The following is a 15,928-nucleotide window of genomic DNA, read 5'->3' on the forward strand; positions in this document are numbered from 1 at the left end:
GGGTGAATGGGCGGCGATCCGGGGTTACTTCACTCCATAGTGGACTTTCCGTGCACGTATTCGAGCCGGCGAGCACAGGCGTTCCTTTACTCGACGACCTGCCCGTTCAGCACCACCCGACGGGGCGACGCGAGGACGCGCACGTCGGCGCGCGGATCCCTCTCGTACACCACCAGGTCCGCCGGTGCGCCCTCCTCCAGACCGGGCCTGCCGAGCCAGGCGCGGGCCGCCCAGCTGGTCGCCGCGAGCGCGTCCAGGGGCGGGATACCCGCGGTGACCAGTTCGGCGACCTCGTCCGCGACCAGGCCGTGGGCGAGCGAGCCGCCGGCGTCGGTGCCGACGTAGACCGGGATGCCGGCGTCGTAGGCGCCCCGGACGGTGTCGTAGCGGCGCTCGTGGAGCCGCCGCATGTGGGCCGACCAGCGGGGGAACTTGGTGTCGCCGCCCGCCGCGAGCTGGGGGAAGGTGGCGATGTTGACGAGGGTGGGGACGATCGCGACGCCTCGCGAGGCGAAGAGCGGGATCAGGTCCTCGGTCAGGCCCGTGGCGTGCTCCACGCAGTCGATGCCGGCCTCGACCAGGTCCTGCAGCGAGTCCTCGGCGAAGCAGTGGGCGGTGACCCGGGCGCCGAGCCGGTGTGCCTCGGCGATGGCCGCCTCCGCCGCCTCGCGGGGCCAGCTGGGGGCCAGGTCGCCGAGGTCGCGGTCGATCCAGTCGCCGACCAGCTTGACCCAGCCGTCCCCGCGCCGGGCCTCCTGGGCGACGTACGCGACCAGGTCGGCCGGCTCGATCTCGTGCGCGAAGTTCCTTATGTAGCGGCGGGTGCGGGCGATGTGCCGGCCGGCCCGGATGATCTTCGGGAGGTCGGCGCGCTCGTCGACCCAGCGGGTGTCGGAGGGCGACCCGGCGTCCCGGATGAGGAGGGTGCCGGCCTCGCGGTCGGTGCGGGCCTGCTTCTCGGCCGTCGCCGCGTCCACCGGGCCGTGCGGGCCGAGGCCCACGTGGCAGTGGGCGTCGACCAGGCCGGGGAGCGCCCAGCCCGCGACGGTCCGGATGTCGCGGGCGCCGGCCGGACGGTCGTAGGTGATCCGGCCGTCCACCACCCACAGTTCGTCGCGGACGTCCTCGGGTCCGACGAGGACCCTGCCCTTCACGTGCAGCACCGCCTGATCGCTCATGGGCCTCAGCCTAGGACGGGCGGCGGCCCCTCCTCGATACGGCTCGGCAGCGGCCGCCGTGCACCCGCCCGCCTACTCCGCGGTCCCCTCCTCCACCCGGGCCATGGCGGGGTCCAGCAGCCTGGAGAGGAAGTGGCGGGTGCGTTCGCGGGCGGGGTCGCCGATGACCTGGTCCGGGGTGCCGTCCTCGACCACGACTCCCCCGTCCATGAAGACCACCCGGTCGGCGACCTCGCGGGCGAAGGACATCTCGTGGGTGACGACCATCATCGTCATGCCCTCGTCCGCCAGCATCCGCATGACCGCGAGGACGTCGCCGACCAGTTCCGGGTCGAGGGCCGACGTCGGCTCGTCGAAGAGCATCACCTCGGGGCCCATGGACAGCGCGCGGGCGATCGCCACCCGCTGCTGCTGGCCGCCGGAGAGGGCGGCGGGGTAGGCGTCCGCCTTCTCGGCGAGGCCCACGCGGGCGAGGTTCTCGGCGGCGACCCGCGCTGCCGTCGCCCTGTCCCGGCGCAGCACCCGTCGCTGCGGGAGCGTGAGGTTCTCGGTCACGGTGAGGTGCGGGAAGAGGTTGAACTGCTGGAAGACCATGCCGATCCGGCGGCGCGCGGCGTCGATGTCCACGTCGGGGTCCGTCAACTCGGTGCCGCCGACGTACACCTGTCCCCCGGTGGGTTCTTCGAGCAGGTTGACGCAGCGCAGGAGGGTCGACTTGCCGGACCCGGACGGCCCGATCACGCACACCACCTCGCCCTGGCCGATCTCCAGGTCGATGCCGCGCAGCACCTCGTTGTCGCCGAAGGACTTGTGCAGGCCCTTCAGCACGATCTCGGGTCGGCTCATCGGACGGCCTCCTGGGCTTTCGCCTCCATACGGCGGACGACGAAGCCGAGCGGGATCGTGACCAGCAGGTAGCACAGGCCGGCGACGAGGATCGGCGTGGAGTTGGCGGTGGTGCTGGCCAGGTCGCGGCCGTACTTGGACAGTTCGCGCTCCTCCAGGGTGACGCCGAGGAAGAGCACGAGGGAGGAGTCCTTGAAGAGGAGCACCAGTTCGTTGGTCAGCGGCGGGAGGATGATGCGGAACGCCTGCGGGACGACGATCGAGACCATGGCGCGGGCGGGTGAGAAGCCCAGCGAACGGGCCGCCTCCAGCTGCCCCTTGGGGACCGCCTGGATGCCCGCGCGGATCGTCTCGGCCATGTACGCGGCGGCCACCAGGCCGAGCGCGAGGGCCACCTTGCCGTAGGTGCCGCCGATGATCTCGGTGCCGGGGAAGGCGAGCGGGACGGCGACGCCGATGAAGATGAAGATCAGCAGGGCGGGCAGGCCGCGGAAGATCTCGATGTAGACGCCGGCCAGCCACCGGTAGGGCCCGACCGAGGACAGCCGCATCAGCGCGATCACCATGCCGAGGGCCAGTCCGACGACGAAGCCGGACAGGGTGTAGAGCACGGTGTTCTTCAGGGCCAGCGTGATGACGTCCGGGAACATCTGCCGGGCGATGTCCCACTGGGCGAACTGGTTCTGCAGCCGTCCCCAGTCGGCGCCGGCCGCGAAGGCGATCACGGCGGCGACGAAGACGACGTACTGGGCGCCGCGCGACAGGCGGCGCTTCTGCCGCCGGGTCAGGCCCTTCCTGCGGGGCCGCAGTGCGGTGTCCGGTTCCGCGGTCATGAGGCGGCGGGGGACGCGGCCGAGGTGTCGTAGGGCCCGATCCACTTCTCGTAGAGCTTCTTGTAGGTGCCGTCGGCCTTGGCGTCGGCGATGGCCTTGTCCACGGCGGCGAGGAGCTTGGTGTTGCCCTTCCGCACCGTGAAGCCGTACTGCTCACCGGTGTCGATGTTGCCGGCGACCTTGTAGGCGTCCGCGTTGGCCTTGTCCTTCAGCCAGCCCTGGACCACCGGGTAGTCGATGACGACGGCCTTGACCTGGCCGGTGCGCAGGCCGTTGAGCACGGCGTCGGAGGACTCGAAGGAGACCGGGTCGAAGCCCTGCTTCCTGACGTAGTCCTCGCCGGTGGTCTGCGCCTGGGCGCCCAGCTTCACCTTCTTGGCCTTGGCGTCCGCGAGCGAGGTGATGCCGCTGTCCTTGCCGACGAGCAGGGCCTGGGTGGCGTCGAAGTAGGGGTCGGAGAAGTCGACGTTCTTCTTGCGCTCGGCGGTGATGGTCATGCCGGCCGCGGCCAGGTCGCACTCGCCGGAGTTGAGGAAGGCGCCGGTCTTGAAGTTCTCGAACGGCGTGTCGAGGATCTGCTGCTTCACGCCGAGGTTCTTGGCGACCAGGTCGATCATCGAGACGTCGAAGCCCTGCACCTTGCCGTCGATCTCCGACTGGAACGGCGGGTAGGGCAGGTGGGTGCAGGTGGTCAGCTGTCCGGCCTTGACGAGTTCGACCCCGCCTGCGGCCGTCCTGGAGGCGCTGGAGCCGTTGCCGCTCGACGTGCAGCCGGCCACGAGGGCCAGCCCGGCCGCGGCGGTGACGGCGGCCAGGGCGCGAGCCCGGCGGCGCCCGAGGAGCGTGGTCACGAGACCTCCCGTGGGTCTGTGCGGGCTCCCCGCGAAGCTGTGGGGGAGCTTTGGATTCCATTTCTGCGGGTTCCGATTATAAGGAGATGTTGGGGCATCCCAAACCAATCCGATGGCACCAGGGCCGCCTGACCTAAGAAGTCGCCGGTCGGAGGGGGTGAGTGAGGCCGGTTACGCTCGTCCTGATCCACCCCTTCGCGCGCAAGGAGAGCCCCGCCGTGGCCCACCCCCTCCTCGACCTGCCCCCGCTGACCGCCGCTCGCTTCGCCGCGATCGAGGACCGGGTCGCCCGGCTCCTCGGCACCCGCCAGGACGTCGTGATCATGCAGGGTGAGGCACTGCTGCCGCTGGAGGGCGCGATCAGGGCCACGGCCGGGCCAGGGACGACCGCGCTGAACGTGATCACCGGGCCGTACGGGCAGACCTTCGGGAACTGGCTGCGGGACTGCGGCGCGACGGTGGTCGACCTGGCGGTGCCGTTCCACTCGGCGGTGACGGCCGGGCAGATCCGGGAGGCGTTCGCCGCGCACCCGGAGATCGACTTCGTCTCCCTGGTGCACGCGGAGGCGGCGACGGGCAACACCAACCCGGTCGCCGAGATCGGTGAGGCGGTGCGGGAGCAGGGCGCCCTCTTCTACCTGGACGCGGTCGCCTCGGTCGGGGCCGAGCCGGTGCTGCCGGACGCGTGGGGCGTGGACCTGTGCGTGATCGGGGCCCAGAAGGCGATGGGCGGTCCGGCGGGCGTCTCGGCCGTCTCGGTGAGCGAGCGGGCCTGGGCCCGGATGGCGGCGAACCCGAACGCCCCGCGCCGCTCGTACCTCTCCCTGCCGGACTGGAAGGAGCGCTGGGTCGACGGCGGCCGCAAGGTGCTGATGCACGCGCCGGCACAGCTGGAGATGCTGGCGCTGGAGGCGTGCGTGGAGCGGATCGAGACGGAGGGGCTGGAGGCCGTCATGGCCCGGCACCGCACGGCCGCGCGGGCCACCCGGGCCGGGGCGGTGGCCCTGGGCGGCGGCCTGGAGCCGTACGTGTACGCGGAGTCGGACGCGGCACCGGTCGCCACGACGCTGCGGGTGCCGCCGGGCGTGGCGGCGTCGGAACTGGTCGCGGAGGCCCTGGCGGGCGACGGCACCCTTCCGCTGGCCGCGGGCGGGGGCGCCCTGGCCCGCGAGATGATCCGGGTCAACCACTACGGGGTGGACGCGACGGCCGACGCCGTCCGGTCGAGCCTGGCGGCGCTCGGCGCGGGGCTGGCCAGGCGCGGCCTGGCGGTGGACCCGGAGGGAGCCCGGCGCGCGGTGGAGTCCGTCTGGCGGTAGCGGGCCGGCGCCCTTCGGGCGCGTATACGCGGCGTCACCGGCGCCTGAATTCAAGGCAATTCCGAATCCCTTTTGAACGGATGGCTTACCCGAGTTCTTCTGCCCGGTTTTTGCGGAGCTAAACCGAAGGAATTTCATCCAGGTTTCAACCCTGTGACACACTCCACATAACCGGGTCATTTGCCCGGTTTGCGGTGGGAAATATAGGCACATAAAGGCACGGCAGGCGGAGCCATCGACTCCGCCTGCCGTGCGTTTTTGCATTTGCCTCGCTAAATTCAAGCCACATGACTGCCCCACAAGCAGAACTGATCGTCGACCGCCCACTGGTGACCGACGGTGCCGCTCTCTGGCGTATCGCCAAGGATTCCGGATCCCTCGACCTGAACTCCTCGTACAGCTATCTGCTGTGGTGCCGGGACTTCGCCGGCACCTCGGCGGTGGCGCGCGGCGCGGACGGCGAGCCCGTCGGGTTCGTGACCGGCTACACCCGGCCGGACCGGCCGGACACGCTGCTCGTCTGGCAGGTGGCCGTGGACGCCACGCAGCGCGGGCGCGGCATCGCGGCGCGACTGCTGGACGGACTCACGGCCCAGGTGGCGGCCGACCGTCCGCTCACCGCCGTCGAGACCACCATCACCCCCGGCAACACCGCCTCCGAGCGGCTGTTCACCTCGTACGCCGCCCGGCACGGCGCCATCGTCGAGCGCTCTGTTCTGTTCGAGGCCGGTGAGTTCCCCGACGGACCGCACGACCCCGAAGTCCTGTACCGCATCGGCCCCTTGACCCCCACATCGCACTGAGGAGCCCCGTCGTGACCATCACCCAGCCCGATCTCAGCGTCTTCGAGACCCTGGAGTCCGAGGTCCGCAGCTACTGCCGCGGCTGGCCCACCGTGTTCGACCGGGCCCGGGGCAGCCGCATGTACGACGAGGACGGCCACGAGTACCTCGACTTCTTCGCCGGCGCCGGATCACTCAACTACGGCCACAACAACCCCGTGCTGAAACGGGCGTTGCTCGACTACCTGGAACGTGACGGGGTCACCCACGGCCTCGACATGTCGACCACGGCCAAGCGGTCGTTCCTGCGGGCCTTCCAGGACCTGGTGCTGCGGCCGCGCGACCTGCCCTACAAGGTCATGTTCCCGGGGCCGACGGGCACGAACGCCGTCGAGTCGGCGCTCAAGCTGGCCCGGAAGGTGAAGGGGCGCGAGGCGATCGTGTCGTTCACCAACGCCTTCCACGGGATGTCCCTCGGATCCCTCGCGGTCACCGGCAACGCCTTCAAACGGGCGGGGGCCGGGATCCCGCTGGTGCACGGGACGCCGATGCCGTTCGACAACTACTTCGACGGGACCGTGCCGGACTTCCTGTGGTTCGAGCGGCTGCTGGAGGACCAGGGGTCGGGACTCAACAAGCCGGCCGCGGTGATCGTGGAGACCGTGCAGGGCGAGGGCGGCATCAACGTCGCCCGGCCCGAGTGGCTGCGCGCCCTCAAGGAGCTCTGCGAGCGGCAGGACATGCTGCTGATCGTCGACGACATCCAGATGGGCTGCGGGCGCACCGGCGCCTTCTTCTCCTTCGAGGAAGCGGGCGTCGTCCCCGACATCGTCACCGTCTCGAAGTCCATCAGCGGGTACGGGCTGCCCATGTCGCTGTGCCTGTTCCGCCCCGAGCTGGACGTGTGGGAGCCCGGCGAGCACAACGGCACCTTCCGCGGCAACAACCCCGCCTTCGTCACCGCGACCGCCGCCCTGGAGAGCTACTGGGCCGACGGCCCGGCGATGGAGAAGCAGACCCGCGCCAAGGGCGAGCAGGTCGAGCAGGGGCTCATCGCGATCGTCGAGGAGAACCTCGCCGACGTGAAGGAGTACCGGGGCCGGGGCCTGGTGTGGGGCCTGGAGTTCCACGACAAGGAGCGGGCCGGGCGGATCGCCCGGCGCGCCTTCGACCTCGGGCTGCTCATCGAGACGTCGGGGCCGGAGAGCGAGGTCGTCAAGCTGCTGCCCGCCCTGACCGTCACCCCGGACGAACTGGACGAGGGACTGAGCGTCCTGGCCAGGGCCGTCCGGGAAACCATCTGAAACACCAGCTAGGAGGCATCGCGACACCGTGATCGTCCGTTCGTTCAAGGAGATCGAAGGCACCGACCGGCACGTCAGGTCCGCGTCCGGGACCTGGGAGAGCAGACGCATCGTCCTCGCGAGGGAGCGGGTCGGCTTCTCGCTGCACGAGACGATCCTGTACGCGGGCACCGAGACGTCGATGTGGTACGCCAACCACGTGGAGGCGGTCGTCTGCGTCGAGGGCGAGGCCGAGCTGACCGACCACGAGACCGGGACGTCGTACACGATCACGCCCGGCACCATGTACCTCCTCGACGGCCACGAGCGGCACTCGCTGCGCGTCAAGGAGGACTTCCGCTGCATCTGCGTGTTCAATCCGCCGGTCACCGGCCGGGAGGACCACGACGAGAACGGCGTCTATCCCCTGCTGACGGAGGAGGGCTGACCATGACCACCATCACCGACCTCTACCCGAGCCGCGGCCCCGTCGAGGTCGCCGTCCCCCGCAAGGACCCGGTCGTCTGGTCGGCACCGGGGGCGCCGGGGCCGTTCCCCACCGGCGACCTGGAGGCCTTCGAGCGGGACGGCTTCCTCACCGTCGACCAGCTCCTGGCCGACGACGAGGTCGCCGTGTACCGGCGGGAGCTGGAGCGGCTGATCACGGACCCGGAGATCCGGGCCGACGAACGCTCCGTCGTCGAGCCGAAGTCCAAGGAGATCCGGTCCGTCTTCGAGGTGCACCGGATCAGCGAGGTGTTCGCGGACCTGGTGCGCGACGAGCGGGTGGTCGGCCGGGCCCGGCAGATCCTCGGCTCGGACGTGTACGTCCACCAGTCCCGGATCAACGTCAAGCCGGGGTTCGGCGCCAGCGGCTTCTACTGGCACTCGGACTTCGAGACCTGGCACGCCGAGGACGGACTGCCGAACATGCGCACGGTGTCCGTCTCGATCGCCCTGACCGAGAACCACGACACCAACGGCGGCCTGATGATCATGCCGGGCTCGCACCGGACGTTCCTGGGCTGCGCCGGCGCCACGCCCGAGGACAACTACAAGAAGTCGCTGCAGATGCAGGACGCGGGCACGCCCTCCGACGAGGCCCTGACGGAACTGGCCTCGCGGCACGGCATCAAGCTGTTCACCGGCCGGGCCGGTTCGGCGACCTGGTTCGACTGCAACTGCATGCACGGCTCCGGCGACAACATCACGCCGTTCCCGCGCAGCAACGTCTTCATCGTGTTCAACAGCGTGGAGAACACAGCGGTGGAGCCGTTCGCGGCGCCGGTGCGCAGGCCCGAGTTCATCGGAGCCCGGGACTTCACGCCGGTCCGCTGAGCCTGCCAAGGGCTCCGTGCACCGTCCGGGGGCCGCCACGTGTCTCGTGGCGGCCCCCGGGCCGTGCCGGTCAGCCCGTGAGGGTGTCGAGCAGGCGGTCCACGTCCGTGGGCGTGTTGAAGAGGTGGAAGGCCGCGCGCAGATTGCCGGCGCGGTCGGAGACCTCGATGCCGGCCCGGCTCAGTTCGGGCTGGCGGCCGCCGAGGCCGGGGACGGAGACGATCGCCGAGCCCGGCGCGGGCACGGGTGCGTACCCGAGGGCCGCCAGCCCGGCGCGGAACCGGTCGGCGAGGGCCACGTCGTGGGCGTGCACGGCGGCCACCCCGAGCTCCTCGATCAGGTCGAGCGAGCGGCGCAGGCCGGCGCAGGTGAACAGGGCATGGGTGAGGTCGAACCGCCGTGCGGAGCGGGCGAGTTCGGTGACGGGGCCGTAGCAGCTGGCCCAGGGCTCCTCGCCCGCGACCCAGCCCGCGAGCAGCGGGGTCAGCCCGCCGAAGTCCTCGGGGAGCACCAGGAAGGCCGTGCCGTGCGGGCCCAGCAGCCACTTGTAGGCGACGGACGCGGTGAAGTCGTAGGCGTCGGCGTCCATCGGCAGCCAGCCGGCGGCCTGGGAGAAGTCCACGTAGGTACGGGCGCCGTGGGCACGCGCGGCCTCGCGCAGCGCGGGCAGGTCGGCGAGCCGGCCGTCCGCCGACTGGACGGCGCTGACCGCGACCAGGGCGGTCCCCGGCCGGACGGACTCGGCGAGGCGTTCCAGCGGCACCGCGCGGACCTTGAGGTCGCCGCGGACGTGGAACGGGTTCAGTACGGAGGTGAAGTCGTCCTCCGCGGTGAGGACTTCGGCGCCGGCCGGCAGCGAGGCAGCGATCACTCCGGTGTGCGCGGCGACCGAGGCGCCCACCGCGACCCTGGCCGCCGGGACGCCGGCGAGCCGGGCATAGGCGGCCCGGCACGCCTCCACGTCCTCGTACAGCGAGGTGAGCGGCCGTCCTTCGGCCCGCAGCAGCGCCGCCTCGTGCAGAGCGGTCACGGTACGGGCGGGCAGCAGGCCGTTGCTCGCGGTGTTGAGGTAGATGCTCTTCGGGGTGAACTCGGCGCGGACGAGGGTCTCGAACGTCTCCGTGGTCTCCATGCGTCCACTCTGCGCCCCGGGGAACCCCCCGTCCATTGCGGATGCTTACCCGGATCCTCTAAGCGACGCTTATACGACGGCCCTCACCTGCGCCTTCTCAGTGCTGCGGCACCGCGCACCCGTCCGGCCCACAGGCCTGTGCGCCGCCTTCGTCGACCAGCTTCAGCGGGGACCGTGCGTCCCAGGCCTGACCGAGCGCCTGCGCGAACACCTCGGCGGGCTGGGCGCCCGACACCCCGTACTTCCGGTCGAGGACGAAGAACGGCACCCCGTTCGCACCGAGCTCGGCGGCCTCCCGCTCGTCGGCGCGGACGTCGTCGGCGTAGCGGGACGGGTCGGCGAGCACCGCGCGCACGGCCGCCGCGTCCAGCCCGGCCTCCACGGCCAGCTCGACGACCCGCTCGGCGCCCTCGGTGAACAGCGACCGCTCCTCGGCGAAGTTCGCCCGGTACAGGATCTGGACCAGCTCGTCCTGGCGGCCCTGCTCCTTGGCGAAGTGCAGCAGCCGGTGCAGGTCGAAAGTGTTGCCGTGGTCGCGGCCCCGGGTGCGGTACTCCAGCCCCTCGGCGGCGGCCTGGGCGCCCAGGTTCTCCTCGCCCGCCTGGGCCTGCGCCTCGCTCATGCCGTACTTCTTGGTGAGCATGGCGACAACCGGCTGGACGTCGTCCTTGGCACGCCCGGGGTCCAGCTCGAAGGACCGGTGCACGACCTCCACGTCGTCGCGGTGCGGGAAGGCGGCGAGCGCCTTCTCGAAGCGCGCCTTTCCGACATAGCACCAGGGACAAGCGATATCGGACCAGATTTCGACGCGCATGGTGTGGGCTCTCCAGGTAGGGACAAGGACTCTGCAAAGTGCCTGAACCTTCAAACAGGCCGTTTCATTCCCCGTCGACCGCGTACCGCAGAGACAGGTGGTGATCGCCCTCGGCCGGCGGGTGCTCCGGGTCCGGCACCCAGCCCTGGCGGGCGTAGAAGGCCTGGGCCCGGCGGTTGCCGACGTGCACGTCCAGCACGGCGGCGCGCCTGCCGTCGGCCCGCCACTGCTCCAGACAGGCGGTGTGCAGGGCGGTGCCGACACCGGCCCGCCAGCGGGCGGGGTCGACATGGAACTGGTACAGCTTGACCGTGTCGCGGGCGGTGCCCTCCGCGAGGCGGAAGGAGGCGACCCCGATGATCACCCCCGCTTCCACCACGCACAGCACCTGCCCGTCCGGCCGCTCGACAGCCCCGCGCCAGGCGGCCGTCCAGTCGACGCCGTCGTCCGGGAGGCCGTCCGGGTAGTACGTCGACCGGGCCCGGCGGTGCAGCGCGGCGATCGTCTCCGCCTCGGCGGACACGGCCGTGCGGATCACCCGGATCCCCTTCGCGTGGTCACTGATCATGCAACTGAGGACGCCGGCGGAGTCACCCCGGTTCTGTCCGTCCTCAACTGCCGTCGCGCAGGTCGGCCGGCCAGTCGGGGCGGAACTCGAGGTGGTCGTACGTCACCACGCACCCCTCCCCCATCGGCGACTGGGTCATGAAGCCGACGAGGGCGTTCTCGGTCTCCTTCTCGCCGCCCAGGGTGAACAGCCGCACGAAGACCCACCTCTTGCCGTCCCGGGAGGCGTGGAAGGCCAGCGCCCGCCCGGTCCGGCTGATCCGCAGCCAGACCGAGCTTCCCTCCACGGTGAAGGAGTTGGCGTCGTCGGAGTGCCCCCGGGTGACCACGGTGCAGACGGTGGGCACGTCCGGGGAGTTCTCCAGGCAGAGCTTGGCCCAGGCCCGGTCGCCGACGTGGACGTACAGCACACCGGCGTCGAAGGCGGCACCGAACCCGACGGTGACCCGGGCGATCAGCTGGAAGTCCCCTTCGGGCGCCCCGAGCAGCCGGGGCGCGTCCGAGGCGGGATCCAGCGCCTCCCCGGTGGGCGACACGAACCGGTCCTGCCGGGCCCCGGCCCACCCGGTGAGCACCCCGTCCTCATAGAACCAGTGCCCGTCGGGCCCATAGGTACGGAGGGGGAAAGGAAGTTCGGGAAGTTCCAGATCCATGGTCGGATTGTGTCAGGTGCCCGCGCCCCGAAGGGGGGCGGGGAACTGCGCGAGCAACCACGGACGATCCGCAGTCGCCGACGCACCCCCCGCCCGGCGCTACCGCTCCAGAACCCCGTTGAACCGCCGGGGAAGCCCCAGCGGATTCTCGTCCTTCAGCTCGGCCGGCAGCAGAGCGGCGGGCGCGCCCTGATAGGCCACCGGCCGCAGCCACCGCTCGATCGCCGTGCCGCCCACGGAGGTCGACGTGGACGTCGTCGCCGGGTACGGCCCGCCGTGATGCTGGGCCGGGGCCACGGCGACCCCCGTAGGCCAGCCGTTCACCAGCACACGCCCCGCCAACGGCGTGAGCTCGGCGAGGAGTTCCGCCCCCAGCCCCTCCCCGGCGGCCTCCTCGGCGGAGACGTGCACCGTCGCCGTGAGGTTTCCCGGCAGCCGCGACAGCACCGCCGTCGCCTCGTCCCGGTCCTCGTAGCGGACCACCACGGTCACCGGTCCGAAGCACTCCTCAAGGAGCAGGTCATAGGCCCCCTCCTCGGCCAGCCTGGCCGCCGGCACGGTCAGGAACCCGGCGCTCACGGTGTGCTCGCCGCCCGCCCCCGGCGTCACCGGGCTCTCCACGTCGGGGAGCCCGGTGCGCTCGGCGACCCCGGCGAGGAAGTTGTCCCGCATCCGGTGGTCGAGCAGCACGCCCGCGTCGGTGTCGCTGACCGCGTCCGTCAGGGACTTGACCAGGCCGTCACCGGCGGCGCCGGCCGGCACCAGCACCAGGCCCGGCTTCACGCAGAACTGGCCGACGCCGAGGGTCATCGACCCGGCGAGCCCGGTGCCGATCTCCTCGGCCCGCTCGGTGGCCGCGGCCTCGGTGACCAGGACCGGGTTCAGGGAGCCCAGTTCGCCGTGGAACGGGATCGGCACCGGACGCGCGGCGGCCGCGTCGAAGAGCGCCCGGCCGCCCCGGACGGAGCCGGTGAAGCCGGCCGCGGCGATCAGCGGATGCCTGATCAGCTCGATGCCGGCCTCGAAGCCGTGCACGAGACCGACCGCTGCCTCGGGGATGCCGTGCTCGGCGGCGGCCCGGCGCAGCACCTTCGCCACCAGCTCGGACAGGGCCGGGTGGTCGGGGTGGGCCTTGACGACGACCGGGTTGCCGGCGGCCAGCGCGCTCGCGGTGTCACCGCCGGCGACGGAGAAGGCGAAGGGGAAGTTGGAGGCCGAGTAGACGGCGACGACACCCAGCGGGACCTTGTAGCGGCGCAGGTCGGGGATGGGCGGTGTGGCCGTGGGGTCGGGGTGGTTGATGATGACGTCGAGGAAGGCGCCCTCGTCGACGATGTCGGCGAAGGCCCGCAGCTGGTAGGCGGTGCGGGCGAGTTCACCGGTCAGCCGGACGGGGCCGAGCGCGGTCTCGGCGTCGGCAGCCTCCACCAGCTGGTCCTTGGCCGCCTCGAGTCCGGCGGCGGCGGAGCGCAGGAAGGCGGCGCGCACCGTGCGGTCGGCGAGCGAGCTGCGGGCCGCGTGCGCGGCCCTGACCACGGCGTCGACCTCCTCGGCTGTGGCCTCCACCGCAACCTGTTCGCGCTGCTTCCCGGTGCGCGGGTCGACACTCCAGACTGGTGCTGCTGCCACCGCGGGTCCCTCCATGAGTTGCGTACTGCCGCAGTATCCGGTTCATATCCGGGTCATAGCCGGGGTCATCCACCAGGGATGTTCGATATACTGAACGCTGTCTCTGATGATGAATATGCTGTTGGAGACTATAACCTCGGTTTCTCGTCCAACGAAGGGGTCAAGGGCGATGTCGGCAGGCGAGACAGGCGGCGGGGCACAGGTCAAGTCCGCGGTACGGACCGTGGAACTGCTGGAGTACTTCGCCGGCCGGCCCGGAATGCACTCCCTCGCCGCCGTGCAGGAGGCCGTCGGATATCCGAAGTCCAGCCTCTACATGTTGCTGCGCACCCTGGTGGAGCTGGGCTGGGTGGAGACGGACGCGACCGGCACGCGGTACGGCATCGGGGTCCGCGCCCTGCTCGTCGGCACCTCGTACATCGACGGCGACGAGGTGGTCGCGGCGGCCCGCCCGACCCTGGACCGGCTCTCCGACGACACCACGGAGACCATCCACCTGGCCCGGCTCGACGGCACGAACGTGGTCTACCTGGCCACCCGCCAGTCCCAGCACTACCTGCGCCCCTTCACCCGGGTCGGCCGCCGCCTGCCCGCGCACTCCACCTCGCTGGGCAAGGCGCTGCTCGCCACCCACACCGACGAGCAGGTCCGCAAGCTGCTGCCGGAGACCCTGCCGGCGCTGACCGAGCACACCATCACGGACCGGGAGAAGCTCATCGAGGAGCTGCGCCAGATCCGCGAGCAGGGCTTCGCGATCGACCGCGAGGAGAACACGCTCGGGCTGCGCTGCTTCGGCGTGGCGGTCCCCTACCGCACCCCGGCCCGCGACGCGATCAGCTGCTCGGTCCCGGTGGCCCGGCTCACCCCGGCCCACGAACAGATGATCAAGGACGCCCTGTTCGACGCGCGGGACCGCCTGACCCTGGCGACCCGGAGACTGTGAGGCCGACCGCGCGGGCCGCACGGCTTCCGGCCGCGACGGCGCGCGAGCGACCCGATGAGCGACCGGGCGAGCGACCGGACGGCCAACCGGATGAGCAAGCGATGAGAAATCCGGCCGCGAGGGAACGCGCACCCCGCCTTCGCTCGTCTGTCTGAGCGGAATGAACAAGACGATCAGGCGAGCGTCCGTCTTCGCGCTGCTGCTCGTGGTCGCTCTGCTGGTCAGGGCGACATGGGTGCAGTTCTACGACGGTCAGGCCCTCGCGGACGACACGGACAACCGGCGCAACGCGATAGAGACGTACTCGCAGCCGCTCGGGAACATCATCGTGGCCGGTACGTCGGTCACCGGCTCGGCCCAGTCCCTGGGCAACAGCGACCTCAAGTACCGGCGCACGTACACGAAGGGCAAGCTGTACGCCGCGGTGACGGGCTACGCCTCGCAGAGCTATGCCCCGACCCTGCTGGAGGGCGTCTACCAGGACCTGCTCAACGGCACCGACAGCCGGCTGAGGACGGTGATGGACACGATCACCGGCGAGCGCGCCCAACCGGGCGACGTGATCACGACGATCGACCCGGACGTCCAGAAGGCGGCCTACCGGGCGCTCGGCGACAAGAAGGGCGCGGCGGTCGCGATCGACCCGAAGACCGGCAAGATCCTGGCGGTCGTGTCGACCCCGTCGTACGACCCGTCCTCGCTCACCGACGCCAACACCGCGGGCACGGCCTGGCAGAAGCTCAACGCCGACCCGGACAAGCCGCTCACCAACCGGGCGCTGCGCCAGCCGCTGCCGCCCGGCTCGACGTTCAAGCTGGTGGTCGCGGCGGCGGCCCTGGAGGACGGGCTCTACGCGAACGTCGACGTCAAGACCGACAGCCCCAACCCTTACACCCTGCCGGGCACCACGACCCCGCTGCGGAACGAGAGCAGTTCGGCGCCCTGCGCGAACGCCCCGATCCGGGTGGCTCTCCAGTACTCCTGCAACAACGTCTTCGGCAAGATGGCCGTCGACCTGGGCCAGGACAAGGTGCGGGCGATGGCGGAGAAGTTCGGCTTCAACGACGACAAGCTGGACGTCCCGGTGCGTGCCTACGCCAGCGTGTACCCCTCGGACATGGACAAGGCCCAGACCGGCCTCTCCGGCATCGGCCAGTTCGACGTCACGGCGACCCCGCTCCAGATGGCCATGGTGTCGGCCGCGATAGCCGACGGCGGCAAGCTGGTGTCGCCGCACATGGTCTCGCAGATCACCGACAGCGGTGGTGACGTGCTGAAGAACTACGACGACGAGGCGGGCAGCAAGGAGATCGTCAGCTCCTCGACCGCCGAGCAGCTGCAGTCCGCGATGGAGACGGTGGTCGAGCAGGGCACGGGCACGAACGCGAGGATCGACGGCGTGACGGTGGGCGGCAAGACGGGCACGGCCCAGCACGGCGCGAACAACAGCAAGACGCCGTTCGCCTGGTTCACGTCGTTCGGCAAGTCGAACAGCACGGGGAAAGAGGTCGCCGTGGCAGTGCTGGTCGAGCAGTCGGACGCGGCGAGGTCGGAGGTCAGCGGCAACGGCCTGGCCGCACCGGTGGCCAGGGCGATGATGGAGGCGGCGCTGAAGTGAGCGCCCCGGGCTGAAGCCCCTTCAGGGGCGCGGGGGGGGCGGCCGGTGGGGGGGGCGCCCCCCGGGGGCGGCCCGGCCCCCCGGAACCCCCGCCGGGCCCCCCCCCCCCCCCCCCCCCCCCCCCCGGGACCCCCCCGCCCGG

At 71.2% G+C, this 15,928-nt stretch carries 16 protein-coding genes; 7 read left to right on the forward strand and 9 right to left on the reverse strand.

The genetic code is table 11. The features are described from left to right. Positions 1–86: 86 nt before the first annotated feature. The 4 genes from AB0M11_RS12895 to AB0M11_RS12910 form a co-directional block, all read right to left on the reverse strand. Positions 87–1,178, reverse strand: a complete 1,092-nt coding sequence (locus AB0M11_RS12895) for an amidohydrolase family protein (protein ID WP_365704451.1) — start codon at positions 1,176–1,178, stop codon at positions 87–89. A gap of 72 nt (positions 1,179–1,250) precedes the next feature. Further along, the gene (locus AB0M11_RS12900; protein ID WP_365704453.1) at positions 1,251–2,024 is read right to left on the reverse strand and encodes an amino acid ABC transporter ATP-binding protein; all 774 of its coding nucleotides are present in this window, start codon (positions 2,022–2,024) and stop codon (positions 1,251–1,253) included. Next, positions 2,021–2,857, reverse strand: a complete 837-nt coding sequence (locus AB0M11_RS12905; protein WP_365704455.1) for an amino acid ABC transporter permease — start codon at positions 2,855–2,857, stop codon at positions 2,021–2,023. Before AB0M11_RS12905 ends, AB0M11_RS12900 begins: the two co-directional genes overlap by 4 nt. Beyond that, positions 2,854–3,708 (reverse strand): transporter substrate-binding domain-containing protein, encoded by an 855-nt coding sequence (locus tag AB0M11_RS12910; RefSeq protein ID WP_365704457.1) that lies wholly within the window; start codon positions 3,706–3,708, stop codon positions 2,854–2,856. The genes AB0M11_RS12905 and AB0M11_RS12910 overlap by 4 nt, the downstream gene beginning before the upstream one ends. A gap of 218 nt (positions 3,709–3,926) precedes the next feature. Between AB0M11_RS12910 and AB0M11_RS12915 the strand changes: the two genes are divergently transcribed. The 5 genes from AB0M11_RS12915 (at position 3,927) to thpD (ending at position 8,430) form a co-directional block, all read left to right on the forward strand. Further along, the gene (locus tag AB0M11_RS12915) at positions 3,927–5,027 is read left to right on the forward strand and encodes an aminotransferase class V-fold PLP-dependent enzyme (protein ID WP_365704529.1); all 1,101 of its coding nucleotides are present in this window, start codon (positions 3,927–3,929) and stop codon (positions 5,025–5,027) included. A gap of 287 nt (positions 5,028–5,314) precedes the next feature. Beyond that, positions 5,315–5,830 (forward strand): diaminobutyrate acetyltransferase, encoded by a 516-nt coding sequence (gene ectA / locus AB0M11_RS12920; RefSeq protein ID WP_365704459.1) that lies wholly within the window; start codon positions 5,315–5,317, stop codon positions 5,828–5,830. An 11-nt stretch (positions 5,831–5,841) separates the two neighbouring features. Then, entirely contained in the window at positions 5,842–7,113 is a 1,272-nt protein-coding gene (gene ectB, locus AB0M11_RS12925) for a diaminobutyrate--2-oxoglutarate transaminase (protein ID WP_365704461.1), read from the forward strand. Between the two features lie 28 nt (positions 7,114–7,141). Beyond that, a complete protein-coding gene (locus tag AB0M11_RS12930; protein ID WP_365704463.1) occupies positions 7,142–7,540 on the forward strand; it encodes an ectoine synthase in 399 nt (132 codons plus the stop codon). A gap of 2 nt (positions 7,541–7,542) precedes the next feature. Beyond that, positions 7,543–8,430, forward strand: coding sequence for an ectoine hydroxylase (thpD, locus tag AB0M11_RS12935; RefSeq protein ID WP_365704465.1), 888 nt, complete (start codon positions 7,543–7,545; stop codon positions 8,428–8,430). 70 nt (positions 8,431–8,500) lie between these two features. Here the strand turns inward: thpD and AB0M11_RS12940 are convergent, their stop codons facing one another. From AB0M11_RS12940 to AB0M11_RS12960, 5 genes are all read right to left on the reverse strand, one after another. After that, entirely contained in the window at positions 8,501–9,562 is a 1,062-nt protein-coding gene (locus AB0M11_RS12940) for an aminotransferase class V-fold PLP-dependent enzyme (RefSeq protein WP_365704467.1), read from the reverse strand. Between the two features lie 97 nt (positions 9,563–9,659). Further along, a complete protein-coding gene (locus AB0M11_RS12945; RefSeq protein ID WP_365704469.1) occupies positions 9,660–10,376 on the reverse strand; it encodes a DsbA family oxidoreductase in 717 nt (238 codons plus the stop codon). A gap of 64 nt (positions 10,377–10,440) precedes the next feature. Then, positions 10,441–10,944 (reverse strand): GNAT family N-acetyltransferase, encoded by a 504-nt coding sequence (locus tag AB0M11_RS12950; protein WP_365704471.1) that lies wholly within the window; start codon positions 10,942–10,944, stop codon positions 10,441–10,443. A gap of 43 nt (positions 10,945–10,987) precedes the next feature. After that, positions 10,988–11,596: a DUF1349 domain-containing protein gene (locus AB0M11_RS12955; protein WP_365704473.1), complete on the reverse strand. Its 609-nt coding sequence runs from the start codon at positions 11,594–11,596 to the stop codon at positions 10,988–10,990. Between the two features lie 99 nt (positions 11,597–11,695). Continuing rightward, positions 11,696–13,225 (reverse strand): aldehyde dehydrogenase (NADP(+)), encoded by a 1,530-nt coding sequence (locus tag AB0M11_RS12960; RefSeq protein ID WP_365704475.1) that lies wholly within the window; start codon positions 13,223–13,225, stop codon positions 11,696–11,698. Between the two features lie 169 nt (positions 13,226–13,394). On the opposite strand from AB0M11_RS12960, the gene AB0M11_RS12965 reads away from it, so the two are divergent. Continuing rightward, positions 13,395–14,168: an IclR family transcriptional regulator gene (locus AB0M11_RS12965; protein WP_181806090.1), complete on the forward strand. Its 774-nt coding sequence runs from the start codon at positions 13,395–13,397 to the stop codon at positions 14,166–14,168. Positions 14,169–14,328: 160 nt separating this feature from the next. Continuing rightward, positions 14,329–15,786, forward strand: a complete 1,458-nt coding sequence (locus AB0M11_RS12970; RefSeq protein WP_365704477.1) for a penicillin-binding transpeptidase domain-containing protein — start codon at positions 14,329–14,331, stop codon at positions 15,784–15,786. The last annotated feature ends 142 nt before the right edge of the window (positions 15,787–15,928 follow it).

This window comes from Streptomyces sp. NPDC051987 (assembly GCF_040680735.1).
In the GTDB taxonomy this organism is placed as follows: Bacteria; Actinomycetota; Actinomycetes; order Streptomycetales; family Streptomycetaceae; genus Streptomyces.